Origin of the sequence: Streptomyces sp. NPDC002838, from assembly GCF_040295365.1 — a bacterium.
Lineage (GTDB): Bacteria > Actinomycetota > Actinomycetes > Streptomycetales > Streptomycetaceae > Streptomyces.
Window position 1 is genome coordinate 126,841 of record NZ_JBEOVF010000007.1, and the last position, 25,403, is coordinate 152,243.

Annotated in this window: 30 protein-coding genes and 1 tRNA gene; 20 read left to right on the forward strand and 11 right to left on the reverse strand. The window is 71.0% G+C overall.

The window, feature by feature from the left end; all coding sequences use genetic code 11:
* Nucleotides 1-28: 28 nt before the first annotated feature.
* The 4 genes from ABT063_RS12095 to ABT063_RS12110 are packed head-to-tail and all read right to left on the reverse strand — an operon-like array spanning nucleotide 29 to nucleotide 3,968.
* Nucleotides 29-811 carry an SDR family NAD(P)-dependent oxidoreductase gene (locus ABT063_RS12095; protein WP_351057150.1) on the reverse strand — a complete coding sequence of 261 codons (783 nt, stop codon included), beginning with the start codon at nucleotides 809-811 and terminating at the stop codon, nucleotides 29-31.
* A complete protein-coding gene (locus tag ABT063_RS12100; RefSeq protein WP_351057151.1) occupies nucleotides 808-1,281 on the reverse strand; it encodes a cupin domain-containing protein in 474 nt (157 codons plus the stop codon). Before ABT063_RS12100 ends, ABT063_RS12095 begins: the two co-directional genes overlap by 4 nt.
* The gene (locus ABT063_RS12105) at nucleotides 1,271-1,888 is read right to left on the reverse strand and encodes a GNAT family N-acetyltransferase (protein WP_351057152.1); all 618 of its coding nucleotides are present in this window, start codon (nucleotides 1,886-1,888) and stop codon (nucleotides 1,271-1,273) included. Before ABT063_RS12105 ends, ABT063_RS12100 begins: the two co-directional genes overlap by 11 nt.
* Nucleotides 1,881-3,968: a penicillin acylase family protein gene (locus ABT063_RS12110; RefSeq protein WP_351057153.1), complete on the reverse strand. Its 2,088-nt coding sequence runs from the start codon at nucleotides 3,966-3,968 to the stop codon at nucleotides 1,881-1,883. The genes ABT063_RS12105 and ABT063_RS12110 overlap by 8 nt, the downstream gene beginning before the upstream one ends.
* Before the next feature lie 76 nt (nucleotides 3,969-4,044).
* Between ABT063_RS12110 and ABT063_RS12115 the strand changes: the two genes are divergently transcribed.
* From ABT063_RS12115 to ABT063_RS12140, 6 genes are all read left to right on the forward strand, one after another.
* Nucleotides 4,045-4,764: a siderophore-interacting protein gene (locus tag ABT063_RS12115; protein WP_351057154.1), complete on the forward strand. Its 720-nt coding sequence runs from the start codon at nucleotides 4,045-4,047 to the stop codon at nucleotides 4,762-4,764.
* A gap of 44 nt (nucleotides 4,765-4,808) precedes the next feature.
* A complete protein-coding gene (locus ABT063_RS12120) occupies nucleotides 4,809-5,393 on the forward strand; it encodes an HhH-GPD-type base excision DNA repair protein (RefSeq protein ID WP_351057155.1) in 585 nt (194 codons plus the stop codon).
* Nucleotides 5,394-5,493: 100 nt separating this feature from the next.
* Entirely contained in the window at nucleotides 5,494-5,829 is a 336-nt protein-coding gene (locus ABT063_RS12125; protein WP_351057156.1) for a hypothetical protein, read from the forward strand.
* Nucleotides 5,830-5,879: 50 nt separating this feature from the next.
* Entirely contained in the window at nucleotides 5,880-6,002 is a 123-nt protein-coding gene (locus tag ABT063_RS12130; RefSeq protein WP_351057157.1) for a hypothetical protein, read from the forward strand.
* Nucleotides 6,003-6,140: 138 nt separating this feature from the next.
* Nucleotides 6,141-6,437, forward strand: a complete 297-nt coding sequence (locus tag ABT063_RS12135; RefSeq protein WP_003999914.1) for a type II toxin-antitoxin system VapB family antitoxin — start codon at nucleotides 6,141-6,143, stop codon at nucleotides 6,435-6,437.
* 118 nt (nucleotides 6,438-6,555) lie between these two features.
* Nucleotides 6,556-7,200 carry a LytR C-terminal domain-containing protein gene (locus ABT063_RS12140; protein ID WP_351057158.1) on the forward strand — a complete coding sequence of 215 codons (645 nt, stop codon included), beginning with the start codon at nucleotides 6,556-6,558 and terminating at the stop codon, nucleotides 7,198-7,200.
* Between the two features lie 13 nt (nucleotides 7,201-7,213).
* Here ABT063_RS12140 and upp read toward each other — a convergent pair whose 3' ends face one another.
* The gene (gene upp / locus ABT063_RS12145; protein ID WP_351057159.1) at nucleotides 7,214-7,849 is read right to left on the reverse strand and encodes a uracil phosphoribosyltransferase; all 636 of its coding nucleotides are present in this window, start codon (nucleotides 7,847-7,849) and stop codon (nucleotides 7,214-7,216) included.
* 110 nt (nucleotides 7,850-7,959) lie between these two features.
* On the opposite strand from upp, the gene ABT063_RS12150 reads away from it, so the two are divergent.
* The 10 genes from ABT063_RS12150 (at nucleotide 7,960) to ABT063_RS12195 (ending at nucleotide 13,782) form a co-directional block, all read left to right on the forward strand.
* Complete coding sequence (locus ABT063_RS12150) at nucleotides 7,960-8,145, forward strand: hypothetical protein (RefSeq protein WP_351057160.1); 186 nt, start codon at nucleotides 7,960-7,962, stop codon at nucleotides 8,143-8,145.
* A 358-nt stretch (nucleotides 8,146-8,503) separates the two neighbouring features.
* Nucleotides 8,504-9,037 (forward strand): tRNA adenosine deaminase-associated protein, encoded by a 534-nt coding sequence (locus ABT063_RS12155; RefSeq protein ID WP_351057161.1) that lies wholly within the window; start codon nucleotides 8,504-8,506, stop codon nucleotides 9,035-9,037.
* A gap of 56 nt (nucleotides 9,038-9,093) precedes the next feature.
* Nucleotides 9,094-9,519 carry a tRNA adenosine(34) deaminase TadA gene (tadA, locus tag ABT063_RS12160; protein WP_351057162.1) on the forward strand — a complete coding sequence of 142 codons (426 nt, stop codon included), beginning with the start codon at nucleotides 9,094-9,096 and terminating at the stop codon, nucleotides 9,517-9,519.
* Between the two features lie 73 nt (nucleotides 9,520-9,592).
* Nucleotides 9,593-9,677 (forward strand) — tRNA-Ser (locus ABT063_RS12165).
* A gap of 146 nt (nucleotides 9,678-9,823) precedes the next feature.
* On the forward strand, nucleotides 9,824-10,072 hold the full coding sequence (locus ABT063_RS12170; protein WP_351057163.1) for a hypothetical protein: 249 nt from the start codon (nucleotides 9,824-9,826) through the stop codon (nucleotides 10,070-10,072).
* A gap of 226 nt (nucleotides 10,073-10,298) precedes the next feature.
* Nucleotides 10,299-10,478: a hypothetical protein gene (locus tag ABT063_RS12175; RefSeq protein WP_351057164.1), complete on the forward strand. Its 180-nt coding sequence runs from the start codon at nucleotides 10,299-10,301 to the stop codon at nucleotides 10,476-10,478.
* The gene (locus ABT063_RS12180) at nucleotides 10,475-10,768 is read left to right on the forward strand and encodes a Dabb family protein (RefSeq protein WP_351057165.1); all 294 of its coding nucleotides are present in this window, start codon (nucleotides 10,475-10,477) and stop codon (nucleotides 10,766-10,768) included. The genes ABT063_RS12175 and ABT063_RS12180 overlap by 4 nt, the downstream gene beginning before the upstream one ends.
* 156 nt (nucleotides 10,769-10,924) lie before the next feature.
* Nucleotides 10,925-11,800 carry an RNA polymerase sigma factor SigF gene (locus tag ABT063_RS12185; RefSeq protein WP_351057166.1) on the forward strand — a complete coding sequence of 292 codons (876 nt, stop codon included), beginning with the start codon at nucleotides 10,925-10,927 and terminating at the stop codon, nucleotides 11,798-11,800.
* Nucleotides 11,801-12,111: 311 nt separating this feature from the next.
* Nucleotides 12,112-12,999 (forward strand): RNA polymerase sigma factor SigF, encoded by an 888-nt coding sequence (locus ABT063_RS12190; protein ID WP_351057167.1) that lies wholly within the window; start codon nucleotides 12,112-12,114, stop codon nucleotides 12,997-12,999.
* A 54-nt stretch (nucleotides 13,000-13,053) separates the two neighbouring features.
* Nucleotides 13,054-13,782 (forward strand): hypothetical protein, encoded by a 729-nt coding sequence (locus tag ABT063_RS12195; RefSeq protein WP_351057168.1) that lies wholly within the window; start codon nucleotides 13,054-13,056, stop codon nucleotides 13,780-13,782.
* Between the two features lie 14 nt (nucleotides 13,783-13,796).
* On the opposite strand, the gene ABT063_RS12200 is transcribed toward ABT063_RS12195, so the two are convergent.
* Entirely contained in the window at nucleotides 13,797-14,000 is a 204-nt protein-coding gene (locus tag ABT063_RS12200; protein ID WP_351057170.1) for a hypothetical protein, read from the reverse strand.
* Between the two features lie 194 nt (nucleotides 14,001-14,194).
* On the opposite strand from ABT063_RS12200, the gene ABT063_RS12205 reads away from it, so the two are divergent.
* From ABT063_RS12205 to ABT063_RS12215, 3 genes are all read left to right on the forward strand, one after another.
* The gene (locus tag ABT063_RS12205; RefSeq protein ID WP_351057171.1) at nucleotides 14,195-14,713 is read left to right on the forward strand and encodes a MarR family winged helix-turn-helix transcriptional regulator; all 519 of its coding nucleotides are present in this window, start codon (nucleotides 14,195-14,197) and stop codon (nucleotides 14,711-14,713) included.
* A 94-nt stretch (nucleotides 14,714-14,807) separates the two neighbouring features.
* Nucleotides 14,808-17,276, forward strand: a complete 2,469-nt coding sequence (locus tag ABT063_RS12210) for an MFS transporter (RefSeq protein ID WP_502990801.1) — start codon at nucleotides 14,808-14,810, stop codon at nucleotides 17,274-17,276.
* A 93-nt stretch (nucleotides 17,277-17,369) separates the two neighbouring features.
* Complete coding sequence (locus ABT063_RS12215; protein ID WP_351057174.1) at nucleotides 17,370-18,191, forward strand: YceI family protein; 822 nt, start codon at nucleotides 17,370-17,372, stop codon at nucleotides 18,189-18,191.
* Between the two features lie 16 nt (nucleotides 18,192-18,207).
* Here the strand turns inward: ABT063_RS12215 and ABT063_RS12220 are convergent, their stop codons facing one another.
* Entirely contained in the window at nucleotides 18,208-18,597 is a 390-nt protein-coding gene (locus ABT063_RS12220; protein ID WP_351057175.1) for a hypothetical protein, read from the reverse strand.
* A gap of 91 nt (nucleotides 18,598-18,688) precedes the next feature.
* Between ABT063_RS12220 and ABT063_RS12225 the strand changes: the two genes are divergently transcribed.
* Entirely contained in the window at nucleotides 18,689-19,162 is a 474-nt protein-coding gene (locus ABT063_RS12225; protein WP_351057176.1) for a PPOX class F420-dependent oxidoreductase, read from the forward strand.
* Between the two features lie 18 nt (nucleotides 19,163-19,180).
* Here the strand turns inward: ABT063_RS12225 and ABT063_RS12230 are convergent, their stop codons facing one another.
* From ABT063_RS12230 to ABT063_RS12245, 4 genes are all read right to left on the reverse strand, one after another.
* Nucleotides 19,181-19,939 carry a TetR/AcrR family transcriptional regulator gene (locus ABT063_RS12230; RefSeq protein ID WP_351057177.1) on the reverse strand — a complete coding sequence of 253 codons (759 nt, stop codon included), beginning with the start codon at nucleotides 19,937-19,939 and terminating at the stop codon, nucleotides 19,181-19,183.
* A gap of 114 nt (nucleotides 19,940-20,053) precedes the next feature.
* Nucleotides 20,054-21,550 (reverse strand): MFS transporter, encoded by a 1,497-nt coding sequence (locus ABT063_RS12235; RefSeq protein WP_351057178.1) that lies wholly within the window; start codon nucleotides 21,548-21,550, stop codon nucleotides 20,054-20,056.
* Nucleotides 21,551-21,643: 93 nt separating this feature from the next.
* Nucleotides 21,644-23,905, reverse strand: a complete 2,262-nt coding sequence (locus tag ABT063_RS12240) for an ArnT family glycosyltransferase (RefSeq protein WP_351057179.1) — start codon at nucleotides 23,903-23,905, stop codon at nucleotides 21,644-21,646.
* Nucleotides 23,902-25,395 carry a bifunctional glycosyltransferase family 2/GtrA family protein gene (locus ABT063_RS12245; RefSeq protein WP_351057180.1) on the reverse strand — a complete coding sequence of 498 codons (1,494 nt, stop codon included), beginning with the start codon at nucleotides 25,393-25,395 and terminating at the stop codon, nucleotides 23,902-23,904. The genes ABT063_RS12240 and ABT063_RS12245 overlap by 4 nt, the downstream gene beginning before the upstream one ends.
* Nucleotides 25,396-25,403: the final 8 nt, after the last annotated feature.

Consider the following 25,403-nt stretch of genomic DNA (forward strand, 5'->3'; position numbering starts at 1 on the left):
ATAGGTACGGACGAGGACGCGGGAACGCTCACCACGTGGGCCGCGCCGACACCCCGCCGTCCACGACCAGGTCGTGCCCGGTGATCCAGGACGCGAGCGGCGAGGCCAGGAACACGCAGGCGTCGCCCACGTCCTCCGGTCGCCCCAACCGGCCCAGCGGTGCCGCCCCCTGCCACCGCCGCACCCCCTCCGGCCAGTCCCGCGCCAGCCCCTCCCGGGCGATCAGGCCGGGCGAGACCGTGTTGACGCGGATGCCGTACGGGCCGTACTCCAGGGCCGCCGCCCGCGCGTGCGCCACCACGGCCGCCTTGGACGCGGAGTAGTGGGCGTGGTCGACGGCCGGGTGGCCGGCCTCGATCGACGCGATGTGCGTCACCGAACCGCCGACCCGGCCCTCGCCCTGCTCCCGCATGACCTCCGCGGCCGCCTGCGTGCAGGCGAAGACGCTCGTCAGGTTCGCGTCCACGACCGCCCGCCACTCGGCCGCCGTCATCCCGGGCAGGGCCCGGGTCGGCTGTACGCCCGCGTTGTTGACCAGCGCCGACAGCCGCCCGCCGGCCCACTCGGCCGCCTCCCGGACCAGGCGACGGCACCCGTCCTCGTCGGTGAGATCCGCCCGCAGTACGACGGCCTTCCGGCCCAGGTCCCGGACGCGGTCCGCCACTTCGCGCGCCGCCTCCATCGCCGTACGGCAGTGCACGGCGACCGCCGCGCCCTCCTCGGCGAACCGCAGCGCGATGCCCCGCCCGATGCCGCCGCCGGCACCGGTGACCAGGGCGACCTGCCCCTCCAGCAACCCCGTGGATCTCATGGCCGGCACAGTCCCGCGATCCGCTCGGCCTCCGCCGGGTAACGTGCCGTCAACTCCCCCACATCCCCGTGCTCGTAGTCCTCGTAGGTGAAACCGGGCGCCATCGTGCAGCCGAAGAAGGTCCACTCCCCGCCCGCCACGACCCGTCCGCCCATCCAGGTGCCGGCGGGAACGGTGAACTGCGGCTGCTGGCCGGCGAGGATGTCCGGCCCCAGGACGGCCGTGCTCGACGTGCCGTCCGGGGCGAGGAGCAGCAGTTCCAGCGGGTCGCCCCGGTAGAAGTGCCAGATCTCGTCGTGGGGCAGGCGGTGCAGGGCCGAGAAGTCGTCCGAGGTGAGCAGGGCGACGATGGCCGTGCCCTGCGGTCGGCCGTCGGCGCGCTCGGGTCCCGCCCAGGTCTGCCGGAACAGCCCGCCCTCGCGGGGGATCGGTTCCAGTCCGTAGTGGGCGATGAGCTGGTCAGGCGTCACCGGGAAAGGCTACCTCGCGATCGAGAAACGCCAGTTGGGCGTGCTTCTCCGGCAGGTGCACGTCCGGGATGTCGATTTCCGGCAGGACGACGGCCGGACCCGTCGTGAAGCCCTGCTTCAGGAAGCGGGCGATCGCCTTCTCGTTGCGCACGTCGGGGTCGACGACGACCCGCTCGCGGCCCAGGCCCAGCAGCACGTACGAGGTGACGGCGACCAGCAGCGCCGACGACCAGCCGGACCGCCCGCCGCCCGGTCCGGCGGGCGCCAGCAGCAGGTGGACGCCGATGTCGCCGTCCCGCACCTGGTAGCACTCGCTGACGCGGTCGGCCCCGGGCTCGTAGGTCTGCAGGAGCGCGGCCGGTTCGCCGTCCTTCACGACCAGGTAGGCGTGGTGGGTGTCGAGCGTGTCCAGGTGCGCGTAGATCTCGGCGACCTGGTCCTTGGTGAGGCCGTTCATGCCCCAGAAGACGGCCCGCTCCTCGCTCACCCACGCGTGGACGACCTCCGCGTCGGCGTGCGCGTCGAGGGGCAGGACCCGGACGGTGCCGAAGCCGTCGACGGTCTGCTCGTGGACGGGCTCGCGGGTGGGGGCGTACACGTCAGACATCCTCGTTCTCCCTCTTCAGCTGCTGCCAGTCGGTGACGACCGGGACGAGATCTCCCTCGATCCACAAGGGGAGTTGGTCGCGCTGGTGGGGCGAGCCGGGGACGCCCGAGGCGCCGAACGGCACCACCCAGAGGCTGTCCGCACGGCGGGCGAGGTCCCACACGTAACGGGCGGCGGGGCCGCGCGCGCTCAGGTCGGTCCAGCCGGGCACGGCGGAGGTGCACAGCACGCAGTCGTGGTCACCGGACAGGCCGGGCTCCTCGGGGGGCGTGTCGGTGAGGGCCCGCCAGGGGGACAGGCGGTGGGTGTCGCCCCAGGTCGCGGGCAGGTCGCCGGAAGCGGCCACCTCCTCGACGGCCGCGCGCACGGTCTCCGCACGGTCGATCCCGTACAACTCCTCGGCCCGCAGCAGGTGCTCGAGGGCGAAGCCGACGCGCGGGACGAGGTTGAGCCAGGGGAGGAAGACCTCCGGGTAGGCGGGCGGGGAGGTCAGTGCGGCGAACGCCGGGTGCGCCGCGAGACGTCGTACGACCGCACCGCGCACCGCCGCGTACCCGGCGGCCTCCGTGCTGCTCGCGTCCATGTGGCGGTCCCAGCGCAGGAGCCGGTCCCGCAGCCGGGCGGCTTCGGGCGTCAGGTCCTCCAGGGCCTCCAGGTGGTCCAACAGGGGTACGGCGGAGGCGAGCCGGGTGTCCATGTGGATCACCGGCATGTCCGCGGGCGACCAGCGGTCCTTCTCCGTCAGCAGGGCGGTGATGCGGTCGGCGCGGTGCGGCGGGGCGAACTCGACGCCGAGCGGGGTGGCAGGGCCGCGCTGGTTGGCCATCACGGCGATGCCGTCGGTGAGGCCGGCGTACGGCGTCTCGTGCCAGCCCTCCCAGTCGTGGCCAGGCTCCCAGGCGGGCACCAGCCGGGTGCGGTTGGCCTCGGCGCGCAGCGGTACCCGGCCGGCGACCCGGTGCAGCAGGCCGCCCTCGGTGTCGGCGGCCTGGACGACGTTGACGGGTTCGGCCCAGGCGTCGAAGGCGCGGTCCACGTCGGCGACCCGGCGCGCCCGCAGGAGGGGGAGCAGGGCACTGAAGCCCAGGTCCTCGGTGACGCGGGGCGGGTAGCGGAGGCTGACGGCGACCGGGGTGCCGGAGTCCGGTACTCGGTCGTCCAGACCCTCGGGCCCGCCGATGATCACCGGCCCCCGGTCCGTCTCGATCACCTCGACCTCGGCCGGCTCCTCGCCCGCCACCTCGACGGTCTCGGTGTGCCGGGCGGCACGCCGCCAGACCCCGTCGGGGCCGAGGGCCTCGACACCTGCGCCGGTGCGCCGCAGCCGCTCGCGGTAGAGATCCTGGTAGTCGGCCATGGCGTTGGTGATCGCCCAGGCGACCGTGCCGGCGTGGCCGAAGTGGGCGATGCCGGGGACGCCCGGGACGACGAGGCCGACGACGTCGAACTCGGGGCAGGAGAGGTGGATCTGCTGGTAGACGCCGGGGTCCTCGATGAAGCGGTGCGGGTCGCCGGCGATGACGGCGTGGCCGGTGGTGGTCCGCTCCCCGCTCACCAGCCAGCCGTTGCTGCCGGAGGTGCCGGGTCCGTCGGTGGCGAAGAGCGCGACGGCGTCCGCGCCGAGGTGCTGGACGACCTGCTCCCGCCAGAGCTTGGCCGGGAAACCGGCGAAGAGGATGTGGGTGCCGAGCCAGACGCCGAGCGGGGTCCAGGGCTCCCAGCGGCCGGGGGTGAGGCCGGCCCGGGCGAACTCCGGTGCCGTCGCCTTGGCCAGCCCCTCGTTCACACCGTCGACGTACGCCCGCACCCAGTCCGCCGTCTCCGGGTCCCGTCTCTCCAGGGAGCGGAAGCAGCGTCTGGCCGTGTCGTCGAGGCGGGCCCGTCTCGCGAAGCTGTCCCAGGCGAGGGCCTCGGTGCCGAGGAAGGCGGCCGAGGTGCCCTGCGCGCGGTGGCGCTCCACCTCCAGCTGCCAGGCCCGGTCGAGGGCGGTCACGCGGCCCTGGGCACGGGCGAGTGCACGCGCGCTGTCCGCGCGCAGGTGGGGTATCCCCCAGGCGTCGCGGTAAATCCCGGTGATCACCCTGTGCCCTCGCTTCCTTTAGGTTAGCCTTGCCTAAGTAACTGGTGGGGAATCGTACGCGAAGGGTGAAGACGCGATGGGGCAGGGGCACGGCTGGGAGGGCGCGGTCCTCAAACTGCTGCGTGCGAAGGACTTCGTCTTCACCGTGACGGGCGCCGAGGACGTCACCGAGCACTACCGGCGCGTCCACCTCACCGACGGCGGCATGCTGGCCGTCACCGGAATCCACCCCACGATGTGGGTACGGCTCTGGTTCGACAACGCCGGCAAGCCCCATCAGCGCGCGTACACCCTCGTCGACCCGGACCCGGCGGCCGGCACCTTCACCCTGGAGTTCGCGCTCCACGAGGGGCGCGCCAGTGACTGGGCGCGGGCGGCGAAGCCCGGCGACACCATCGAGGCGACCGTGCACGGGACGGGCTTCCAGCGGCCCCAGCCCGATCCCACGCACGTCTTCGCGATCGGCGACCCGGCTTCGCTGCCCGCGCTCAACTCCCTGCTCGACGCGCTGGACACCGCCCCGGCGACCATCTGGTTCGAGGGCGCGGTCGACGGCCTGCCGTGCCGCGCCGACGCCACCCGGCACGACCTGCGGCAGGTGCCCCGACGGGAGTCCGGCGCCCACCTGATCACCGAGGTGAAGGCATCACTGCCCGAGCTGCTCAGGGCCTGCCCGGAGCCGTACGTGTGGATCGCCTGTGACACGGCGACGACCCGGACCCTGTCGTCGTACGTCCGCAAGGAGCTGGGCGTTCCCAAGCAGCGCATGCACGCACTGGGCTACTGGCGGCCGTGACGCCGAAGTGGGCGGCCCGCCCCCGTCCGCGCGATGATCGGGGCATGGACGTCACTCTTCACCTCGCCCAGGACCCCGAGGCCGACGAACTCCTCGGGCGCTCCCCGCTCGCCGCGCTGGTCGGGATGCTGCTGGACCAGCAGATTCCGATGGAGTGGGCGTTCAAGGGGCCCTCGACCATCGCCCGGCGGATGGGCGCCGACGACCTGGACGCGCACGAGATCGCCGCACAGGACCCGGAGGCCTTCGCGGCACTCCTGTCGGACAAGCCCGCCGTGCACCGCTACCCGGGGTCGATGGCCAAGCGCATCCAGCAGCTGTGCCAGTACCTCGTCGAGCACTACGACGGAAACGCCGAGCTCGTCTGGAAGGGCGTCGACGACGGGCGCGAGCTGCTGAGGCGGCTGCAGGAGCTGCCCGGGTTCGGCAAGCAGAAGGCGCAGATCTTCCTCGCCCTGCTGGGCAAGCAGCTCGGCGTGCGCCCCGAGGGCTGGCGCGAGGCCGCGGGCGCCTACGGCGAACCGAAGTCCTTCCGGTCGGTCGCCGACATCACCGGGCCCGAGTCGCTGGTCAAGGTCCGGGCGCACAAGCAGGAGATGAAGGCGGCGGCGAAGGCCGCCAAGCCTTAGGCCGAACAGCGGCCACTGGGCCAAGTAGCGGTCCGCCGATCGGGCGGATCTCACCACTAGTGCGATGAACGACATGGGTGCCACGGGGAGAGGACCCCCTGTGAGCACCGCACCGCAGGCCCCCCGTGTGGTTCGTCGGCATGCCTGGCCGCGGGTGCTCGTGCTGCTGCTGGCCCTGCTCGTGCCGGGCGCGCACGTGGGGGCGCAGGCGGTGCCCGCCGGAGCGGTGGCGGGCGAGAGCGGTGCGGCCGGCTTCGAGTACGACGCCCTCGACACCGTGCTGCGGCCGGCGCCTCGGGGCACGGCCCGCCCCGTCGTACCGCTGCGGCCCGCGCCCCTCCCGGAGCCGGAGCCCCCGGCCGCCCACCCCCTGCCCGTGCCGCCGCGCACCCCGCACGCCCTGCACGCCCTGCGCTCGGTGGTCCTGCGCTGCTGACGGAACCGGCCCCCTCCCCGGTTCATCAGTACGACGCAAGGAACACAGCCATGCCGATCGACCCTTACGCGGTCCTGCGCGCCCTGCTGCGCGCGGAAGCCGCGCGCAACACGCCGAAACCGCAGGTGAAGGAACCGAAATCGCAGCGGCCCCCGGAGAAACGGGACCGCTGACACGGCGGCGGGGGTGGGCCCACCGCCTCCGCCGCGCCGACCCATTTGGCTGATATGCGCCACCATCTGTGCGTACTTGCTCGCGCGGGCCGGGCCGGGAGGCTGCGCCCGGCGAGGCTTGACCGGTAGGCTTTCCGTGTGATCTTCAAGCGCATCGGAAACGGCCGGCCGTACCCCGACCACGGCCGGGAAAGCACCCGGCAGTGGGCGGACGTCGCGCCGCGCCCGGTCCGCCTCGATCAGCTCGTGACGACCAAGGGCCAGCTCGACCTGGAAACCCTGCTCGCCGAGGACTCCACCTTCTACGGCGACCTGTTCGCGCACGTGGTGAAGTGGCAGGGCGACCTGTACCTCGAGGACGGCCTCCACCGCGCGGTGCGGGCGGCGCTGCAACAGCGCCAGGTGCTGCACGCGCGCGTACTCGAACTGGACTGAGCTGCTCGCACGGACTGATGTGACCGTCCGGTAAAGGCTTGGCCCTTTTGGGTTCTCCTGCGCGGCATCCAATGATCATCTAGTAGGCATCGCCGCCCAGGCGCACTACGCTGCGCTCATGAGCATGCTGACTCCCCAAGGCATGGGCCGCCAGTACCGGATCAAGGGGAACAAGTACCCCCGGATGCGCAGGTCCCGGCGGCGCGGCAGGCTCGCGGTCGGGCTGGTGGCCTCCGTCGCGGTCCTCGGGCTGATCGGCTGGGGCACGCTGCAGCTCATCGACGTCTTCACGGGCGGCGGCGACAAGGCCACGGCGGTCGGCCCCAAGGCGGACTGCGCCACGCGGGCGACCCCGTCCGCGTCCAGCAGTGCCGCCCCCGTGGTCGAGCCGGGCCGGATCACCGTCAACGTCTTCAACGCCACGCCCCGCAGCGGCCTGGCCAAGAAGACCGCGGACGAGCTGAAGAAGCGCGGCTTCAAGATCGGCGACGTGGGCAACGCGACCAAGGAGTACGACAAGAAGGTCGACGGCACCGGGATACTGCTCGGCCCCGCGTCCTCCCTGAAGACCTCGCTGCCCGTCCTGGCCACCCAGCTCACCACGGCCGAGCGCCGCACCGACGCCGCCCGCAAGGGCGACGCGCTCGACCTGATCATCGGCACCGGCTTCAAGGACCTGACGAGCAGGGCGGACGCCGACAAGGCCCTGGCCGAGCTGGCCGCACCTCAGCCGACGTCCACGCCTTCGAACAAGGCCTGCTGAGCGGTCGTACGACCTACTCAGCGGCCCCGTACAACCGGTCACCCGCGTCGCCCAGGCCCGGGACGATGTAGCCGTGCTCGTTGAGGTGGTCGTCGACCGCGGCCGTGACCACCGTGACCGGGGTGCCCGCGAGTTCGCGCTCCATGATCTCCACACCCTCCGGGGCGGCGAGGAGCACCACCGCGGTCACATCGTCCGCGCCCCGCTTGATCAGCTCGCGGATCGCCGCGACCAGCGTGCCGCCGGTGGCCAGCATCGGGTCCAGGACGTACACCTGGCGGCCGGAGAGGTCCTCCGGCAGGCGCGTGGCGTACGTGGAGGCCTGGAGCGTCTCCTCGTTGCGGATCATGCCCAGGAAGCCCACCTCGGCGGTCGGCAGCAGCCGCATCATGCCGTCCAGCATGCCGAGGCCGGCCCGCAGGATCGGCACGACCAGCGGGCGCGGGTGGGAGAGCTTGACGCCCGTGGTCGAGGCGACCGGCGTCTTGATGTCGACCTGTTCGGTGCGCACGTCGCGCGTGGCCTCGTAGGCGAGCAGGGTGACCAGCTCGTCGGCGAGACGGCGGAAGGTCGCGGAGTCGGTGCGCTGGTCGCGCAGCGTGGTGAGCTTGTGGGCGACCAGAGGGTGGTCGACGACGTGGAGACGCATGGCCCTAACAGTAGCTGGGCTCCGTTAGCCCTTGTGCTGGCATCAAACCGCCCGTCAGAGGGAAAGTGGGAGGGACGTACCGGGGTGGTGCGTACCGGGGTGGTGTGCCTATGCCTGACCGCGAAACCCGACAGGACTCGTCGTCGCAGGAGGCCGACGCCGAGCGCCGGCGGCGCCGGGCCCAGTTCCTGCGTGATCTCGCCGAGGCCCGCGAACTGCGGGACCGGGTCCAGCCGCGACGCGCCAAGACGGCCCGGCTGAGGCATGCGATGCGCATGCGGACGTTCCGCTGGTAAGACCCGGGTGAGGGCGGGGACACGCCGAAAGGGCTACGGCAAAGCTACGGCCGGGGGAAGATCACAGGGCGCGCGGGCGTTAGTCCGGTGGTCGTGCGCGGGTGTCTGGAAAAGCCGCGTACGATCCGCTGTTGGCGGCGACGAGTGCGCTGGTGAGCCCTCCATGGACCCTCCGCGGACTCTCGACGCACACGCGATCGGCGGCAGCCGGACACACAGGGAGCCGAAGACGTCCCCTGAGCGCCTTGTTTCTGCCACGATTCCGAGTGGGTGGGGCTCGGAGCCCAGCTCTCTCCGCCCGCTACCTCCGCCGGGGGGACCCCCAACCGGCACGCCTATGACCAGTGGGAGAGTCACGGTGTACTTCGCCGCACTGCTCGCGCGCACCGAAGACGGGTGGGAAGCGAGCGACACAGAGCTCGACGATGTGGAAACCCTGTCGGATCTGGCCGACCTGGCCCGGGAAGCCTCTCCCGACGAGGACACGGTGCTCGTGCTGATCGAGCAGGAGGACGCCTGGTTCGGCGTCGTCCGCATCGACGGCGAGGAGGACCCTCGTATCTACGTGTCGGACGCCGCCGCCGCTGCCCGCAGCAGCTACGGCGAGATCCTGCTCACCGACGAGCTGCTCGGAAGGGAGCCCGGCGACGACGACGCCACCGACCTGGACTCCCTCGACCTCGACGGCACCGAGGACGGTGAGGACGAGGACGACGACGACGCCGAGGACGGCGGCTCCGCCGAGGCCGTGCCGCACGGTCCCGTCGGCGACGTCGAGATCCTCGACGACCTCGGCGTCGGCGAGAAGGAACTGAAGTCGCTGTCCGCGGACGCGCTCACCGAGATCGCCGAGTCCCTGGGCGCCTCGGAGGTTCTGGAGACCGTCCGCTGACCTCGCCCGCCGCAGGACGGACACCGGACCCTGTACGTGACCGCTGGCGGGCCGCGATGCGGCTCGCCCTGGACGAGGCCGGGCGGGCCGGCGCGGACGTGCCCGTCGGCGCCGTCGTACTGTCCCCGGACGGTACGACCGTGCTCGCGGCCGGCCACAACGAGCGCGAGGCCACCGGCGACCCGACCGCGCACGCGGAGGTCCTGGCGATCCGCCGGGCCGCCGCGCGGGTCGGGCAGTGGCGGCTGACCGGCTGCACGCTGGTCGTGACGCTGGAGCCGTGCACGATGTGCGCGGGCGCCCTCGTGCAGTCCCGGGTGGACCGCGTGGTCTACGGCGCCCGGGACGAGAAGGCGGGCGCGGCCGGCTCCCTCTGGGACGTCGTCCGCGACCGACGGCTCAACCACCGCCCCGAGGTGATCGAGGGCGTGCTCGCGGAGGAGTGTGCCCGGCTTCTCACGGACTTCTTCCGGTCCGGCTGACTGATCGTGTGGCCGTCGGTCCCGCTGAATACCGATTTCAAACCACGCCCGGCCTTGCTGTAAGGTCTCCCTCGGTAGCGTGTCCGAGCGGCCGAAGGAGCTCGCCTCGAAAGCGAGTGTGGCGCAAGTCACCGAGGGTTCAAATCCCTCCGCTACCGCAGGTGGACGAAGGGTCCGGCTCATCGAGCCGGACCCTTCGCGCTTCCCCGGATCACCAAAACGGGCGCACAAGACTCCCACGACTCGCGGCCATCGCGGACCGTTACGGTTGCCGGTGATAAAGAACGGGACATATCGTCTTGTTATGGATGAGGTTCATCCCAACATCGATCAGATCATGGCTCTTGTCGCGGACAGCCATGGGCGCGTCGGCTACCGGGTCTGGCGCACTGTGCAGGACGACCGCTTCGACACGTACACCGGCCCGAAGACATACTGGGACGTCGAAATCCGCAGCAAGAAGCAGGCCAGGAGCGTCGCTGCCCAGGAAGGCTTCAAACTGCGGTGTGAGGGCGAGGTCTGGGATCGCCTACCCGAAGATGAAGAGGACTGATCGGCGACCTCTTCAACCGGCCCAGGACGGCGGCACAATGAGCGGGGGCGAGCGACCCCGAACGGCGCCCCCGCAGGGGGGAACAGATCTCGAAAGCGAGTGTGGCGCAAGTCACCGAGGGTTCAGATCCCTCCGCGACCGCTGAAGAAGGGCCCCGTCGTCAGACGGGGCCCTTCGTGCGATCATGTGCGCTCGACAGGGCACGTCTATGACAGGAGGGGCCGCGATGGCGGTGAACTCGAAGAAGGTCGCCGTCTATGTACTCGTGGTCTTCCTTCTCTACGTGATCATCACGGATCCGGCCAAGGCCGCGGACTACGTCCAGATAGGGTTCGAGGGCATATCGGACGCCGCGAAGTCCATCGGCGACTTCATGACGTGGGTCGCCAACGGAGGAGATTCATGATCCGCCACCTGGTCCTCTTCAAGCTCAACGAGGGCGTCCGGCGTGACGACCCCCGCGTGGTGAAGGGCGAGGAGGCCTTCCGCGCCCTCGACGGCAAGATCCCCGAGATCCGCTTCTGGGAGCTGGGCTGGAACATCAGCGACCGGCCCGTCGCCTACGACTTCGCCATCAACTCGGGGTTCGAGGACGCGGCCGCGCTGCGGCGCTACGTCGAGCACCCGGAGCACCAGGCGGGCGTCGCGCTGTGGCGCGAGTTCGCCACGTGGGTGATCGCTGACTACGAGTACTGAGCCCGCTCGCTTCGGAGCTTCGGAGCCCCACGCCACGAAGGGCGTGGGGCTCTTCTGCACCTTATGAACCGACTTGCCCTCAACACGGCGTTATGCGGTGCTTGCACACAGTGCACATGTCTTGTGATGCTATGACCGCTTTTGACGGATGAGTTGATGGATCACGAGGTGGAGTTGACCGTGCCGGCCAGTACTGCGCCTCAAGCGCCGCCCCAGCCGACGGCCGAGCCGGTCCCGGAAACCCCCGCGCCCGCCGCGCCCCAGCGCAGCCGCGGCGCCGACACCCGCGCCCTGACCCAGGTGCTCTTCGCCCAGCTCAAGGAGATGCAGCCGGGCACGCCGGAGCACAATCGGGTGCGCGGGGCGCTCATCGAGGCCAATCTCCCGCTCGTGCGCTACGCGGCCGCCCGCTTCCGCTCCCGCAACGAGCCGATGGAGGACGTCGTCCAGGTCGGCACCATCGGCCTGATCAACGCCATCGACCGCTTCGACCCGGACCGGGGCGTGCAGTTCCCGACGTTCGCGATGCCGACGGTGGTCGGCGAGATCAAGCGGTACTTCCGCGACAACGTCCGCACGGTCCACGTACCGCGCCGGCTGCACGAGCTGTGGGTGCAGGTCAACAGCGCGACCGAGGACCTGACGACCGCCTTCGGGCGCTCTCCGACGACCGCCGAGATCGCCGAGCGGCTGCGCATCAGCGAGGAGGAGGTGCTGTCCTGCATCGAGGCCGGGCGGTCGTACCACGCCACCTCACTGGAGGCCGCGCAGGAGGGTGACGGGATGCCGGGGCTGCTGGACCGGCTGGGCTACGAGGACCCGGCGCTGGACGGGGTGGAGCACCGGGATCTCGTCCGGCATCTGCTGGTGCAACTGCCGGAGCGGGAACAGAGAATCCTTCTGCTGCGCTACTACAGCAATCTCACCCAGTCGCAAATCAGTGCGGAACTCGGCGTCTCCCAGATGCATGTCTCGCGGCTACTCGCGCGTAGCTTCCAGCGGCTGCGATCGGCGAACCGGATCGACGCGTAAGGGTGTAAGGACTGCGTAAGGACGATGCCCGTCGGGCAGTAACCGAATACGCGATCGACAGGTCACCGTTGCGAGCGAATCACTCACCAGTACAGATCCCGACATCTCTCCGTTGAAATACCGTCAGACCCCCTTCTTCCAGGGCGTATTCGCGTCTCGCATGTCGACATGTCACTACAGCGTGTTGCCGACATGTGACATTCTGCGGGAAGCGCGTTTGCCGGGGCTTCGGCTCCGGTATTCAGGTGAAGGCTGCGTTCCTGAAGTGGGAGCGTTCGCCGTGACCGTCCTCGCGACCCAAAGGGGGTGGCATGTCCGCAGATCAGGGCAGCTCGAAGGTGCTCACGCTCACGAAGAGCGAGGCTGCGCCAGACGCCGCGCTTGACGACGTTCCGGCCCTGGAGGCCGCGCCGGCCCCGGCCCTTCCGGCCTCGGAAGCAATCGACACCCGCACCCTGTCCCGCTCCCTGTTCCTGCGGCTCGCCGCACTCGACGAGAACAGCCCCGAGCGTGCGTACGTCCGGGACACTCTCATCGAGCTCAACCTCCCGCTGGTGCGGTACGCAGCCGCCCGGTTCCGTTCCCGCAACGAGCCGATGGAGGACATCGTCCAGGTCGGCACCATCGGCCTGATCAAGGCGATCGACCGCTTCGACTGCGAACGGGGAGTCGAGTTCCCGACGTTCGCGATGCCGACGGTGGTCGGCGAGATCAAGCGGTTCTTCCGCGACACGTCGTGGTCGGTCCGCGTCCCGCGCCGCCTGCAGGAGCTGCGGCTCGCCCTCACCAAGGCCAGCGACGAGCTCTCCCAGAAGCTGGACCGCTCGCCTACGGTCACCGAACTCGCCGCCGTGCTCGGCGTCTCCGAGGAGGACGTCGTCGACGGCCTCGCGGTCGGCAACGCGTACACGGCCTCGTCCCTCGACTCCCCGGCCCCCGAGGACGACGGCGGCGAGGGCTCCCTCGCGGACCGTCTCGGGTACGAGGACAGCGCCCTGGAGGGCGTCGAGTACCGCGAGTCCCTCAAGCCCCTGCTCGCCAAGCTCCCGCCCCGCGAGCGGCGGATCATCATGCTGCGCTTCTTCGCCAACATGACCCAGTCGCAGATCGGCGAGGAGGTCGGCATCTCCCAGATGCACGTCTCCCGGCTGCTGACCCGGACACTGGCGCAGCTGCGCGAGGGCCTCATCTCCGACTGACGGAAGCACGGCGTAAGGCTTCCTATTTGACGGAGCGTCAGCCACCATGGCGCGATGCTTCGATCGACATGGACGCATGGCCGCCGGGGCGCCCTGATCGGCGCGTCGGCGGCCGTCGTCTGCCTGGGCGGAGCGCTGGCGGCGTGCGGAGGCGGTGGTGGCGGCGGTTACGTGGCCACGGGCGCGGCGGGCGGCCCGCCCAGGGCGTCCGGTACGGCGGTGACGCCGACGGGGGCGGTCACGCTGGTGCCGCTCGACGAGGAGCCGGCAGAGCCGACTGCGAGCGCGGCGCCCCGTGCTCCCAGTGGGCCCACTCAGGGCGGCACTTCGGAGAGCGCTCGGGAAACCGGCCCGTCCGGCTCATTCAGCAGCTCACCGCGTCCTTCGGCCGAGGGCGCCAAGTCCGGTCGTACGACGCCGAAGCCCTCACCTTCGCCGACGGCGCCCACCGCCGGACCCACGGCACGACCCGGGGGCCCCGCCGACCTGACCGTGAGCGCGCCCGCACGGAAGCCCACGGACAAGCGATGGTGCGAGGACGTGACCGTCGCCTTCCACAACACCGGGGGATCGGCGCTGCGTTCGGGCACGGTGACCTTCGAGACGCACGTCATCGGCGCACTCGGCGTCGACTGGGCGACGATCGAGTCCACCGCGAAGCTTCCGGCGCCGATCGAGGCCGGCGCGCGGAAGACGAAGACCTGGACGGTGTGCGTCGAGGCCTGGCGCGTACCGCTGGGCATGCGTGTGGAGACGCGGGACGTGTCCGTCAAGTGGGAGTAGCGGCCTGAGAGGCCCTACTTCAGCGCCAGCCAAGCCACCGCCGCGACGATCGCGACGGCGACAACAACGCCGATGATCAGGCCCACGCGCGGACCCGAGGAAGCGGCCGCCTGCTGCCGGCCCTGTCGGCCCTGCGGGCCCTCGTCGACGAACGCGCGGAACATCTGGGTGCTGCCTGCGGGGTCATGGTTGCCCTGGGGGCCCTGGGTGTTAGCCATGCCCCGAGACACTAGCGAATCCGGTGGTGTGGCCCAAGTGGGGGCCGGGGCTCCGGGTCACCTGAGGTCACCTGCGCGTTTACGGTCGCAATACTTGCCTTTGCCAAGTTTTTATGGCGCGCTTACCGTTTTTATTTGCCTGTAGCAACCAAGCTCCTCTACGGTTGCCTTAAGCAACGAATGCGGGAGGTGTGATGGCCGAGCAGGCGCAGTACGAGGAGCTGATCCGTCAGTTCAGCGCCTTCGGGGCCGTGAAGAGGGAGATGGGGCGCCTTCTGCCGTCCGACTGTCCCAGCGGTTCCGCCACCGTGCTGACGATCCTCGCCCGCCACGGGGACATGCGCATGAGCAAGCTCGCCGAGCTGCTCGCCGTGGACATGTCGGTCACCAGCCGCCAGGTCGCCCACGTCGTCGACCGCGGCTGGATCGAGCGCTCCCCCGACCCGGCGGACAAGCGCTCGCGCATCCTGCGCCTCACGCCCGCGGGCCGGGAGCAGATGGACGAGCTGTCCCGGCGGACCACGCGGATGCTCGCCGAGCGGCTGAGCGACTGGAGTGATGACGAGGTCACCGAGCTCACCCGGCTGATGGCGCGGCTGCGGGCCAGCTTCGACGACTGCCGGTCCACGCCGGCCGGGCCGCCCACCGAACCCGCACTCGAACAGTCCACCCGTACACCCGCTACACCCGCGACACCCGCGATCACCACGTAAGAGAAGGAAGCCCATGGCAACGACCACACCAACCGGTGTGCGGGCACACGCCAAGCACGGGGGAGGCTCCCCGGGATCCTCCGACGGCGCTCCGATGACGCACCGGCAGATCCTGGAAGCCCTCACCGGGCTGCTGCTCGGCATGTTCGTCGCGATCCTGTCGTCGACGATCGTGTCCAACGCCCTGCCCGACATCATCAACGACCTCGGCGGCGGCCAGAACGCCTACACCTGGGTCGTGACCGCGTCGCTGCTGACGATGACGGCGTCCACCCCGCTGTGGGGCAAGCTCGCCGACCTCTTCTCCAAGAAGCTGCTCGTTCAGCTGGCGCTCGTCATATTCGTGGCCGGCTCGGCCGCGGCCGGACTGTCCCAGAACACGGGCATGCTCATCGGCTTCCGTGCGGTCCAGGGCATCGGCATGGGCGGTCTGACGGCGCTCGCCCAGATCATCATGGCCGCGATGATCTCCCCTCGGGAGCGCGGCCGGTACAGCGGCTACCTGGGCGCCACCTTCGCCACCGCGATGGTCGGCGGCCCGCTGATCGGCGGTGTCATCACCGACACCAGCTGGCTCGGCTGGCGCTGGTGCTTCTACGTCGGTGTGCCCTTCGCCGTCATCGCCCTGATCGTGCTGCAGAAGACGCTGCACCTGCCGGTGCTCAAGCGGAACGTGAAGGTCGACTGGGCCGGTGCCTTCTTCATCACCGCCGCGGTCAGCCTGCTGCTGGTCTGGGTGACCTTCGCCGGGGACAAGTACGACTGGCTGTCCACACAGACGTACGCCATGGTCGGCGGGTCGCTCGTGCTGTTCGCGGTCTTCGTGCTCGTCGAGGCCAAGGCGAGCGAACCGATCATCCCGCTGCGGCTGTTCCGCAACCGCACCATCTCGCTGGCCTCCGCGGCCTCGCTCTTCGTGGGCGTCGCGATGTACGTGGGCGTGATCTTCTTCAGCCAGTACTTCCAGCTGGCCCGGGGCGAGTCGCCGACCATGTCCGGCGTCCTGACCATTCCGATGATCGCCGGTCTGGCCATCGCCTCGACCGTCTCGGGGCAGTTCATCTCCCGGACCGGGCGGTGGAAGGGCTGGCTGCTGGCCGGCGGTCTGCTGATCACCGCGGGGCTCGGGCTGCTGGGCACCATCCGGTACGACACGGAGTACTGGCACGTCGCGATCTTCATGGCGCTGCTGGGCCTCGGCGTCGGCATGATGATGCAGAACCTCGTGCTGTGCACCCAGAACCAGGTGGAGCCGGGCGACCTGGGCGCCGCCAGCTCCACGGTGGCCTTCTTCCGCACACTGGGCAGCGCGGTCGGCGTCTCCGCGTTCGGCGCGGTGCTCAGCCACCGGATCACCGACCACCTCAAGGACGGCGTCGCCACCCTCGACCCGAAGTACGCGGCCGGGCTGTCCGGTTCCGGCGGCTCCTCCGACAGCATCCCGGACGTGAGCGCACTGCCCGGTCCGCTGCGCACGGTGGTGGAGAGCGCCTACGGGCACGGCATCGCGGACGTGTTCCTGTACGTCGCCCCGGTCGCGCTGGTCGCCCTGTTCATCTGCCTGTTCATCAAGGAGGTTCCGTTGCGGACGAAGGGCGCGCTGGCGCAGGCCGCCGAGCAGAAGGCGCAGGCGCGGGACACGGCTCCGGCGGAGGCCGCCCAGGCCGTCACCGAGGCCCCGGCTCCCGCCGAGGAGCGGGTGCCGAGCCGGCCCGTGGCGTCCGCCGAGACCGCCGCCGAGGGCACCGGCACGCAGCGGCTCGCGGCCGTCGCCACGGTGGCGGCTTCCGGCGAGTCCTCCGGTGGCATCCCCGTACGCGGCTACGTCCGCGGTGCCGAGAGCGCGCCCGTGCCGCGGGCCGCCGTCACGCTGATCTCGCTCGCGGGCCGGCAGCTGGGCCGGTCGGTGGCGCAGGCCGACGGCTCCTACGCGGTGGACGCGCCGGGCACGGGGTCGTACGTCCTGATCGCCTCCGCCGACGGGTTCCAGCCGCAGGCGTCCACCGTCGTCGTGAACGGTGAGCCGGTGTCGTACGACATCCTGCTCAGCGGCACCAGCGGGCTGAGCGGGCTGGTCCGGGCCGTGGAGACGGGCGGGCCCGTCAAGGACGCGATGGTGATCGTGACCGATGTGCGCGGGGATCTGCTGGCCACCGGGACCACCGGTGAGCAGGGCGAGTTCTCCTTCGCCGAGCTGGTGCCGGGGGCGCTGACCGTCGCGGTGAACGCCGCCGGGTTCCGGCCGCGCGCCCTGCCCGTCGAGGTGAGCGGCACCGGAGTGACCCGGATCGAGATCGACCTCGACTCCGGCGCCCGGCTCCAGGGTGTCGTACGAGCGCCGTACGGCCCCCTCGCCGACGCCCGCGTGACGCTGGTCGACGCCGCGGGCAACGTGGTCGGAACGGCCACGACCGGGGCGGACGGGGCGTACGCCTTCACCGACCTGGACGGCGGCGAGTACACCGTCATCGCGACCGGCTACCCGCCGGTGGCGACGGCGCTGACCGTGAACGGCCGCGGAGTCGACGACCACGACATCGAACTCGCCCACCCGGGCGAGTGATTCGGACCCCGGCCCGTGGTGGTGCGGCGCGCTCTGAGCGGAGGTGCGCCCACCGCCACGGGCCGGTCCCTCAAGGCTGAGGAGTTACGTGAGATGGGACTGACCGCGAGGATCCGTACCCGGGACGGATGGGCCGTGTCGCACGCGGTCGTCACGGTGACCGACATGACCGGCTCGCAGGTGCTGCGGGCCGAGGCGGACGCGGAGGGGGCCGTACGGGACCCGAACCCGCTGGAACCCGGGGCGTACACCGTCATCGTCACCGCCGTCGGGTACGCGCCCGCCGCGTGCGGCGCGCTCGTCACCGCGAGCGGGCGGGCCGAGGTCGGGACGGTGACGCTGGCCCGGCAGGGCGGCACCGAGCTGCCGCCGCCGGGGCCGTGGACCGTCGACCCGGCGCACTCCAGCGTGGCCGCCGTCGCGCAGCATCTGGGGATCTCCAGCGTGCACGGCCGGTTCACGGAGTTCAGGGCCTCGATCGAGATCGCGCCCGACGACGTGAGCAAGTCCCGGGTGGAGGCGGTCATCCGGGCCGCGTCCATCGACACGGGGAACGGGATGCGCGACGACCACCTGAGGTCGCCGGACTTCCTGGACGTCGAGCGGTACCCGGAGATCACGTACCGCTCGACGGGCCTGACGGAGGCCGGTTCCGACCGCTGGACGGTGCATGGCGAGCTGGCCCTGCACGGTGTCGTACGACCGGTCGACCTGGACCTCGCCTACCTCGGCACCGGCGCGGACCCGTGGGGCGGCACCCGGGCGGCGTTCCGCGCGACCGCCCAGCTGCGGCGCGAGGACTTCGCGATGGACTACAACCAGGTCGTCCAGGCGGGCATCGCGGCCATCGGTACGACGCTGAAGGTGGAGCTGGACATCCAGGCGGTGCAGGGGGAGTCGCTGCCGCAGGCGTAGCCCTGTGGGGCCGGGGTCACATGAGGCCGACGATGCGAGGCGGGGCGAACAGGTGGCGGGCGCGGTGCTCCTCGGCCACCATGACGACTCCCCGCAGCCTGTCCGGGGTCCGCTCTCGCGCCCTGGCCAGGGAGTCCTGGTGGTCGGCGCAGGTCTTGCAGGACGGGTCCCAGTCGGGCAGCGCCTCCCGGTGCGCTTCGGCGAGATGGCGGCTGAGGCTGATCTGCGTCCCGACGATGCTGTCCGTGACGTCCCAGTCGACGCCGGGGTCCTCCGCGGTCAACCCGGCGATGACGGCCTGCACATGCTTCATCGCCTCGTAGCGGCGGACGCACTCGGCGCAGTCCCACATCCACCCGGGCGGCAGCGGCCACTGTTCCTCGGGGCTGAGGTCTTCCGCGCTCATGCGGACGACGGTAGGGGGTCGGGGCGGGGCGGCGCAGGCCTCCGGCCGAACTGACGCCGCGAGGCGAACCGCCGGGTTCTAGGCTGACCCCATGGCACCGAACATCGCGACCAACACCTCCGTGTCCCTGGACGAGCTGCTGGACTTCGTACGGCCCCGGCACCGGGCGATCCTGCTCACCCGGCGGGCCGACGGCAGCCCCCAGGGGTCGCCGCTGACCTGCGGCGTCGACGACTCCGGGCGGATCGTCGTCTCGACCTACCCCGAGCGCGCCAAGACCCGTAACGCCAAGCGGGATCCCCGGGTCAGCCTCCTCGTGCTGAGCGACGACTGGAACGGGCCGTGGGTGCAGATCGACGGCACGGCCGAGGTCATCGACATGCCCGACTCGGTCGAGCCGCTGGTGGAGTACTACCGGAACATCGCCGGTGAGCACCCGGACTGGGACGAGTACCGGGAGGCGATGGTCAAGCAGGGCAAGTCGATCATCCGGGTCACGCCGGAGCGGTGGGGGCCGGTGGCTACGGGTGGATTCCCGGCGCGGCTGGTCGGCGAGGAGGGGTAGGACAGGCGGGACAGTCCGTCAGCCGCGGGCCACCATCGCCTCGATCCCCGCGACCAGCAGGTCCAGGGCGAAATCGAAGTCCCGCTCCCACATCTCCTCGACCGTGTCGCCCCCGCGGGCCTCCATGAGCTCCGCTGACTCCTGGATGAGCTCGGAGGCTTCCGGGGCCTGTGTCACCGTGCTCATGGCGTGCTGGAAGTAGTCGTCCGGGGTCATGCCGAAGTCCGCGCTGCGGGCGAGGAAGTGGCCCTCCATCGTGCCGAAGCCGTACACGAACTGGAAGACGGCGGAGATGGCGGCCGCCAGACCGTGCGTGGGCAGGCCGGTCTTGCGGATGACGCGCTGCACGACGCGCGAGAAGGCGAGGCTGTTCGGGCCGATGTTGACGTAGGTGCCGACGAGCGGCGACACCCAGGGGTGGCGGACCAGCACGGTCCGGTACCCCTGGGCCAGCCTGCGCAGCTGGTCGCGCCAGTCCTCGTCGGCCTCCGGGTCGGGCAGCTCCTGCTCGCCCATGACCGCGTCGAGGGCGAGTTCGAGGAGGTCGTCCTTGGTGTCGACGTACCAGTAGACGGACATCGCCGTGACGTTCAGCCCGGCGGCCAGCCGGCGCATGGAGAACTTGGCCAGCCCCTCGGCGTCCAGCAGCCGTACGGTGACCTCGGTGATCCGGTCCCGGTCCAGCCCGGACGGCTGCCCGCCGCCACGCCCACCGCGACGCGTCTTGCCCTCCAGCCAGACACTGGTCCGCGCCGCCCGCCGGGCCGCTTCCACCATGGCGCACCTTCCTAGCCTTGCTAACGCCGGTCATGCCCATTTAGGGGCGCGAGGAACTGCGCGATCAACCACAACAGACCCGCAGCCGCACCACAAAACCAGCCACCCGAGCTCCTAGGCGGATTCTCCCCGCTCAGCCCGCCGCAACAAAGCAGCCGCGACGAGTCCCCCAAGCAGCACAGCCACCGCCCCCACCAACTGACTGGTCTCCAGCCCGGAGGAGAACGCATCAGTGATACGCCGCCTCTCCTGCGCCGACCCCGCCGAAGCCAACGCCGCCGGCAACGAAGAAGCCGCCACAGAAACCCCCGCCGCGAACCGCGAGTTCAGCACAGCGCCCAGCACCGCGACCCCCAGCCCCTGCCCGAACTCCGCCAACGTGCCGTTGACGCCCGCGCCCACCCCCGCCTTCTCCGGCGGAATCGCGCTCATCACGGCGTTGGCCATGGCCGGCATGGCGACGGCGACGCCGGCGCCCATGACGATCAGGCCGAGCAGCATGCCGCCGTAGCCGTCCCCGCCGAGCAGCGCGATCGCCGCGAGCCCCGTCGCCAGGCACGTCATGCCGGCCGCGATGGTCAGCGGCGTACCGAGCTTGGGCAGCAGCCGCGCACTCACCCCGGTGAGGTTGAGCGCGACGATGGTGAGCGCGAACGGCGCCGTCCGCAGACCCGCCTCCAACGGGCCGTACCCGAGGACGAACTGGAGGTGCTGGGTGAGCAGGAAGAGCGAGCCGGCCATCCCGAAGGCGACCAGGATCGCGCCCGCGACGGCGCCCGTGAACCGCTGGTTGCGGAAGAAGTGCATGTCCAGCATCGGGTAGGGGATGCGCAGCTCCCACGCCGCGAACCCGGCCATCACGACGACGCCGATCGCGGCGGAGGTCAGGACGGGCGCGGAGGTCCAGCCGTCGTCGGGCCCGGTGATGATCGCGTAGACGATGCTCGTCATGCCGATCGTGGAGAGCAGCGCGCCGAGCAGGTCGGGGCGGTCGCCCTGCGGGTTCCTGGACTCGGGGACCAGGGCGAACACGGCGATCAGGCCGATGGCCGCGACCGGGGTGTTGATGAGGAAGATCGCGCCCCACCAGAAGTGGTCGAGGATCACGCCGCCGAGCAGCGGACCGACGGCGAAGCCGAGCGAGTTGACCGTGGACCACAGGCCGATCGCCTTCACGCGCTCGCTGTCGTCGAAGATCTGGACCACGACGGCGAGCGTGGTGGTGATCAGGAGCGCACCGCCGACGCCCATGCCGGCGCGGGCGGCGATCAGCTGCCCGCTGGTGGTCGCGAGACCCGCCACGAGCGAGCCGATGCCGAACAGGGCCAGGCCCGCGAGCAGCAGCTTCTTGCGGCCGTAGCGGTCGGCGGCGCTGCCCGCGGTGAGCAGCAGGCCCGACTGCACCAGCGAGTAGGCGTTGATCATCCACTGGATGTCGGAGGTGGACGCGTCCAGCTCGCGGGTGAGCGAGGGGATCGCCACGTTCAGAACGGTGTTGTCGAGCAGCACGGTGAGCTGCGCGAGACAGATGACGCCGAGGATCAGCCAGCGCTGCGGGTGGCCGCCTGTCAGGGGCTGCGCGGGGGCCTGTTCCTTGGGGGACGTTGTCATGCTGTACACCGTAGAGCAACTCCCATACGCTGTACAACGGAGATACGGAGGCGGGGCGACGGCCTCAGCCACCGCCCCGCCTCCGACCGATCGTCAGCCGCTCGCCTCCTGCGTGAGGTCGTAGAAGGTCGCCGAACCGACCGTCACCTTCTTGAAGTTGGCCTCGACCCAGGAGGTGATCTGCGAGGACGTGCCGCTGTCGCTGCCGCCCATGCCACCGCCGGTGCCGCCGGAGACGAAGTAGTGGATCTTGCCGTCCGCCACGTACTGCTTGAACTGGGCCGGCGTCGGCGACGGGTCCGTGCCGTTGAAGCCGCCGATCGCCATCACCGCTTCGCCGGTGGCGAGCTGGTAGCTCGCGGCGTTCTGGGCGCCGATGGCCGCGGCGGCCCAGGTGTACTGGTCGGCGTCGGCCTCCAGCAGCTTCTTGGCCTCGGAGGTGACGCTGGCGCCGTTGAGCAGGCCGCCCATGCCGCCACCGCCGCCCATGCCACCGCCGTCGCGGGTCTGTCCGCCGGGCATGCCGCCCTGCTGGTTCTGGCCCTGGGTGTTGCCGTTGCCGTTCTGCTGGCCCGGCTGGTTCTGGCCGCCGCCGGGGAATCCGCCGGTGCCGCCGCCCGGGAAGCCGTTGCCGTTGCCCTGCTGGCCCCGCGCGTTCCCGTTGCCGTTCTGCTGGCCCTGTTGGTTCTGACCGCCGCCCGGCATCCCGCCGCCGAAGCCGCCGCCCCCGCCGGGACCGCCACCCCGGCCGCCGCCGCCCATCATGCTCGCCCCCGCCGGTCCGGCCGTCACGATGGACCCGGTGTGACCCTCCTGAAGCGTGCTGAGGGTGTACGCCGTAGGACCGGCCAGCGAGGCCACGATGCCCAGGCCCACCGCGGCGAGCGCGAGCTGTCGGCCGAGCCGGGCCACGAAGATCAGGCCGAGCGCGGCGACCAGGCCGCCGATCAGGACCAGCCACTTCAGCCAGGGCAGGTGGTCCGGGGTGCGGTTGAGCAGGACGTAGCCCCAGGCGGCGCTCGCCACGACCGCCGCCGCGAGGGTCAGCGACGCCCACATCTTGGCGCGCTTCTCCCACAGGGCCGCCCCGCCCATGCCGATCACAGCTGCCATGTAGGGGGCGAGGGCCACCGTGTAGTACTGGTGGAAGATGCCCGCCATGTAGCTGAAGACGACCATGGTCATCAGCAGCGAGCCGCCCCACACCAGGAACGAACTGCGGGTCACCGACGTCCGCTTGAGCTTCCGCGTCGCCACCAGGCCCGCCACCAGCAGAATCAGTGCGGCGGGCAGCAGCCAGGAGATCTGGCCGCCGATCTCGGAGTTGAACATCCGGTCCCAGCCGGTCTCGCCCCACTGGCCCGTGCCGCCCCCACCGCCGCCGACGCTGCCGGTCTCCTCGCCGTTCAGGCGGCCGAGGCCGTTGTAGCCGAAGGTCAGTTCGAGGAAGCTGTTGTTCTGCGAGCCGCCGATGTACGGGCGGGAGGAGGCGGGCCACAGCTCGACGATCGCGACCCACCAGCCGCCGGAGACGACCAGGGCGACCGTGGCGAGGGCCAGCTGCCCGAAGCGCTTCTTCAGGTTGACCGGCGCGCAGACCGCGTACACGAAGGCCAGCGCCGGCAGGATCAGGAAGGCCTGCAGGGTCTTGGCGAGGAACGCGAAGCCGATCGCGACTCCGGCCCACACCAGCCACTTGGTACGGCCGTCCTCCAGGGCCCGGACCACGAGGTAGCAGGCCACCGCCATCAGCAGCGCCAGCATCGCGTCCGGGTTGTTGAACCGGAACATCAGCGCCGCGACGGGAGTGAGCGCGAGCACCGCGCCCGCCAGCAGACCGGCACCGGGACTGAACCGGCGGCGCACGGACGCGTAGACGACGGCGACCGTGCCGACGCCCATCAGGACCTCGGGGACGAGGATCGCCCAGGAGTTGAGACCGAAGATCCTGACCGACAGTTCCATCGGCCACAGCGAGGCCGGGGGCTTGTCGACGGTGATGGCGTTGCCCGCGTCCAGCGAGCCGAAGAAGAAGGCCTTCCAGCTCTGGCTGCCGGCCTGGACGGCCGCGGAATAGAAGGAGTTGGCGTATCCGGAGGCGCTCAGGTTGTACAGGTAGAGCACGGCGGTCGCGAGGAGCAGGCCGAGGAACGCGGGGCGCGCCCAGCGGGGGTCCTCGGGCCGGCCCCGCCACAGTCTCCGTGCGAAGGGCCGCTCGGGTTCGCCGGACTCGGGGGCGGCGGGCGGGGCCTCGGGAGCCACGGGCTCCTGAACGGCCGCATGGGAAGCTGCTGTTGGTGGATCCCAGGCGGAGTGATCCTGCGGGGTCGTCGTCGGGTCGGTGTGCGTGGTCATCGGGAGTCCCTCGGGTCGGTGTCGGTCGGGCGCACCGGCTGCGGGTGCAGGGTCGCGTCCCCCCGGGTGGTGCGGTCCGCGGCCTCAACGGCGCGGAAGGGGGTGGTGTCGTACGGGGATCGCGGCGCCGTGGCGTATCGGGGTGCCGTCGGCCGCTGCGGGAGCGGCGGGTACTGCTGGAGCGGCTGCGTGGTGTAGGTGGGCGCGGACGGGGCGGGCGACGGCGTGTGCGCGGCGAGGACGGTCGACTCGCGCTTGTCCGGGAACACCCACGCCCGGAAGAGCAGGAAGCGCAGGACCGTCGCGGCCAGGTTGGCGGCGATGAGGACCGCCAGTTCGGTGGAGTGCGCGGGGTCGGAGGTCGCCGCGTTGAGGGCGGCGAGGGAGCCGCTGGTCAGGGCGAGGCCGATGCCGAAGACGACCAGTCCCTGCGCCTGGTGTCGGACGGCGCCGCCCCGCCCGCGCACCCCGAAGGTCAGCCGCCGGTTGGCGGCGGTGTTCGCGACCGCCGAGACCAGCAGGGCGAGCGCGTTGGCGATCTGCGAGCCGCCGAACTGCCGGAAGACGGTGTAGAGCAGCAGGTAGAAGAGGGTGGACAGACCGCCGACGACACAGAAGCCGACGAGCTGGCGGGCCAGGCCCTTGGGGACGTCCTGGATGTCGCGGTCGCGCGGATCGTCGCCGAACGGGCGGGTGATCCGGTCCAGCGGCAGCGAACCGGTGGCCAGGGCCTTGCCCACGCGCCACACGCCCTTGAGGTCCTCGGTCGCCGTCTTCACGATGTGGACCGTCGAGTCCGGGTCGTCGACCCAGTCGACGGGCACTTCGTGGATACGAAGGCCCGCGCGCTCGGCGAGCACCAGCATCTCCGTGTCGAAGAACCAGCCGGTGTCCTCCACCAGCGGCAGCAGCACCTGGGCAACATCCCGGCGGATCGCCTTGAAGCCGCACTGGGCGTCGGAGAAGCGGGCCTGGAGGGAGCCGCGCAGGATGAGGTTGTACGCGCGGCTGATGAACTCCCGCTTGGGCCCGCGGACGACGCGGGAGCTACGGGCGAGCCGGGAGCCGATCGCGAGGTCGGAGTGGCCCGAGATCAGCGGGGCCACCAGCGGCAGCAGGGCGTTGAGGTCGGTGGACAGGTCCACGTCCATGTAGGCGAGGATCGGGGCGTCCGAGGCGGACCAGACGGTCCGCAGCGCCCGGCCGCGGCCCTTCTGGTCGAGGCGGAAGGCCCTGACCTCCGGGATCTCCGCCTCCAGCCCGGCGGACACCAGCGGGGTGGTGTCCGTCGACGCGTTGTCCGCGATCGTGATGCGGAACGCGTACGGGAAGGTGCGCTTGAGGTGGTCGTGCAGTCTCAGCACACACGGCTGGAGGTCCTTCTCCTCGTTGTAGACGGGGATCACTACGTCCAGGACAGGCGTACCGGCGTCTCCGGCCGGGAGGTGCTCCCGCGCCGGCAGGGTGCCGGGAGAAGAGTCGGTTCGCATGGAACCGA

What these genes read in the sequence shown, in the direction of transcription:
- ABT063_RS12225 (WP_351057176.1), top strand. Translation starts at nt 18,689, where the DNA reads ATGGCACCGAACATCGCGACCAACACCTCCGTGTCCCTGGACGAGCTG.
- ABT063_RS12170 (WP_351057163.1), top strand. Translation starts at nt 9,824, where the DNA reads ATGGATGAGGTTCATCCCAACATCGATCAGATCATGGCTCTTGTCGCG.
- ABT063_RS12215 (WP_351057174.1), top strand. Translation starts at nt 17,370, where the DNA reads ATGGGACTGACCGCGAGGATCCGTACCCGGGACGGATGGGCCGTGTCG.
- ABT063_RS12200 (WP_351057170.1), bottom strand. Translation starts at nt 14,000, where the DNA reads ATGGCTAACACCCAGGGCCCCCAGGGCAACCATGACCCCGCAGGCAGC.
- ABT063_RS12205 (WP_351057171.1), top strand. Translation starts at nt 14,195, where the DNA reads ATGGCCGAGCAGGCGCAGTACGAGGAGCTGATCCGTCAGTTCAGCGCC.
- ABT063_RS12190 (WP_351057167.1), top strand. Translation starts at nt 12,112, where the DNA reads ATGTCCGCAGATCAGGGCAGCTCGAAGGTGCTCACGCTCACGAAGAGC.
- ABT063_RS12210 (WP_502990801.1), top strand. Translation starts at nt 14,808, where the DNA reads ATGACGCACCGGCAGATCCTGGAAGCCCTCACCGGGCTGCTGCTCGGC.
- ABT063_RS12140 (WP_351057158.1), top strand. Translation starts at nt 6,556, where the DNA reads ATGAGCATGCTGACTCCCCAAGGCATGGGCCGCCAGTACCGGATCAAG.
- ABT063_RS12130 (WP_351057157.1), top strand. Translation starts at nt 5,880, where the DNA reads ATGCCGATCGACCCTTACGCGGTCCTGCGCGCCCTGCTGCGCGCGGAA.
- ABT063_RS12095 (WP_351057150.1), bottom strand. Translation starts at nt 811, where the DNA reads ATGAGATCCACGGGGTTGCTGGAGGGGCAGGTCGCCCTGGTCACCGGT.
- ABT063_RS12150 (WP_351057160.1), top strand. Translation starts at nt 7,960, where the DNA reads ATGCCTGACCGCGAAACCCGACAGGACTCGTCGTCGCAGGAGGCCGAC.
- ABT063_RS12105 (WP_351057152.1), bottom strand. Translation starts at nt 1,888, where the DNA reads ATGTCTGACGTGTACGCCCCCACCCGCGAGCCCGTCCACGAGCAGACC.
- upp (WP_351057159.1), bottom strand. Translation starts at nt 7,849, where the DNA reads ATGCGTCTCCACGTCGTCGACCACCCTCTGGTCGCCCACAAGCTCACC.
- tadA (WP_351057162.1), top strand. Translation starts at nt 9,094, where the DNA reads ATGCGGCTCGCCCTGGACGAGGCCGGGCGGGCCGGCGCGGACGTGCCC.
- ABT063_RS12220 (WP_351057175.1), bottom strand. Translation starts at nt 18,597, where the DNA reads ATGAGCGCGGAAGACCTCAGCCCCGAGGAACAGTGGCCGCTGCCGCCC.
- ABT063_RS12235 (WP_351057178.1), bottom strand. Translation starts at nt 21,550, where the DNA reads ATGACAACGTCCCCCAAGGAACAGGCCCCCGCGCAGCCCCTGACAGGC.
- ABT063_RS12185 (WP_351057166.1), top strand. Translation starts at nt 10,925, where the DNA reads ATGGATCACGAGGTGGAGTTGACCGTGCCGGCCAGTACTGCGCCTCAA.
- ABT063_RS12240 (WP_351057179.1), bottom strand. Translation starts at nt 23,905, where the DNA reads ATGACCACGCACACCGACCCGACGACGACCCCGCAGGATCACTCCGCC.
- ABT063_RS12195 (WP_351057168.1), top strand. Translation starts at nt 13,054, where the DNA reads ATGCTTCGATCGACATGGACGCATGGCCGCCGGGGCGCCCTGATCGGC.
- ABT063_RS12245 (WP_351057180.1), bottom strand. Translation starts at nt 25,395, where the DNA reads ATGCGAACCGACTCTTCTCCCGGCACCCTGCCGGCGCGGGAGCACCTC.
- ABT063_RS12180 (WP_351057165.1), top strand. Translation starts at nt 10,475, where the DNA reads ATGATCCGCCACCTGGTCCTCTTCAAGCTCAACGAGGGCGTCCGGCGT.
- ABT063_RS12120 (WP_351057155.1), top strand. Translation starts at nt 4,809, where the DNA reads ATGGACGTCACTCTTCACCTCGCCCAGGACCCCGAGGCCGACGAACTC.
- ABT063_RS12115 (WP_351057154.1), top strand. Translation starts at nt 4,045, where the DNA reads ATGGGGCAGGGGCACGGCTGGGAGGGCGCGGTCCTCAAACTGCTGCGT.
- ABT063_RS12230 (WP_351057177.1), bottom strand. Translation starts at nt 19,939, where the DNA reads ATGGTGGAAGCGGCCCGGCGGGCGGCGCGGACCAGTGTCTGGCTGGAG.
- ABT063_RS12175 (WP_351057164.1), top strand. Translation starts at nt 10,299, where the DNA reads ATGGCGGTGAACTCGAAGAAGGTCGCCGTCTATGTACTCGTGGTCTTC.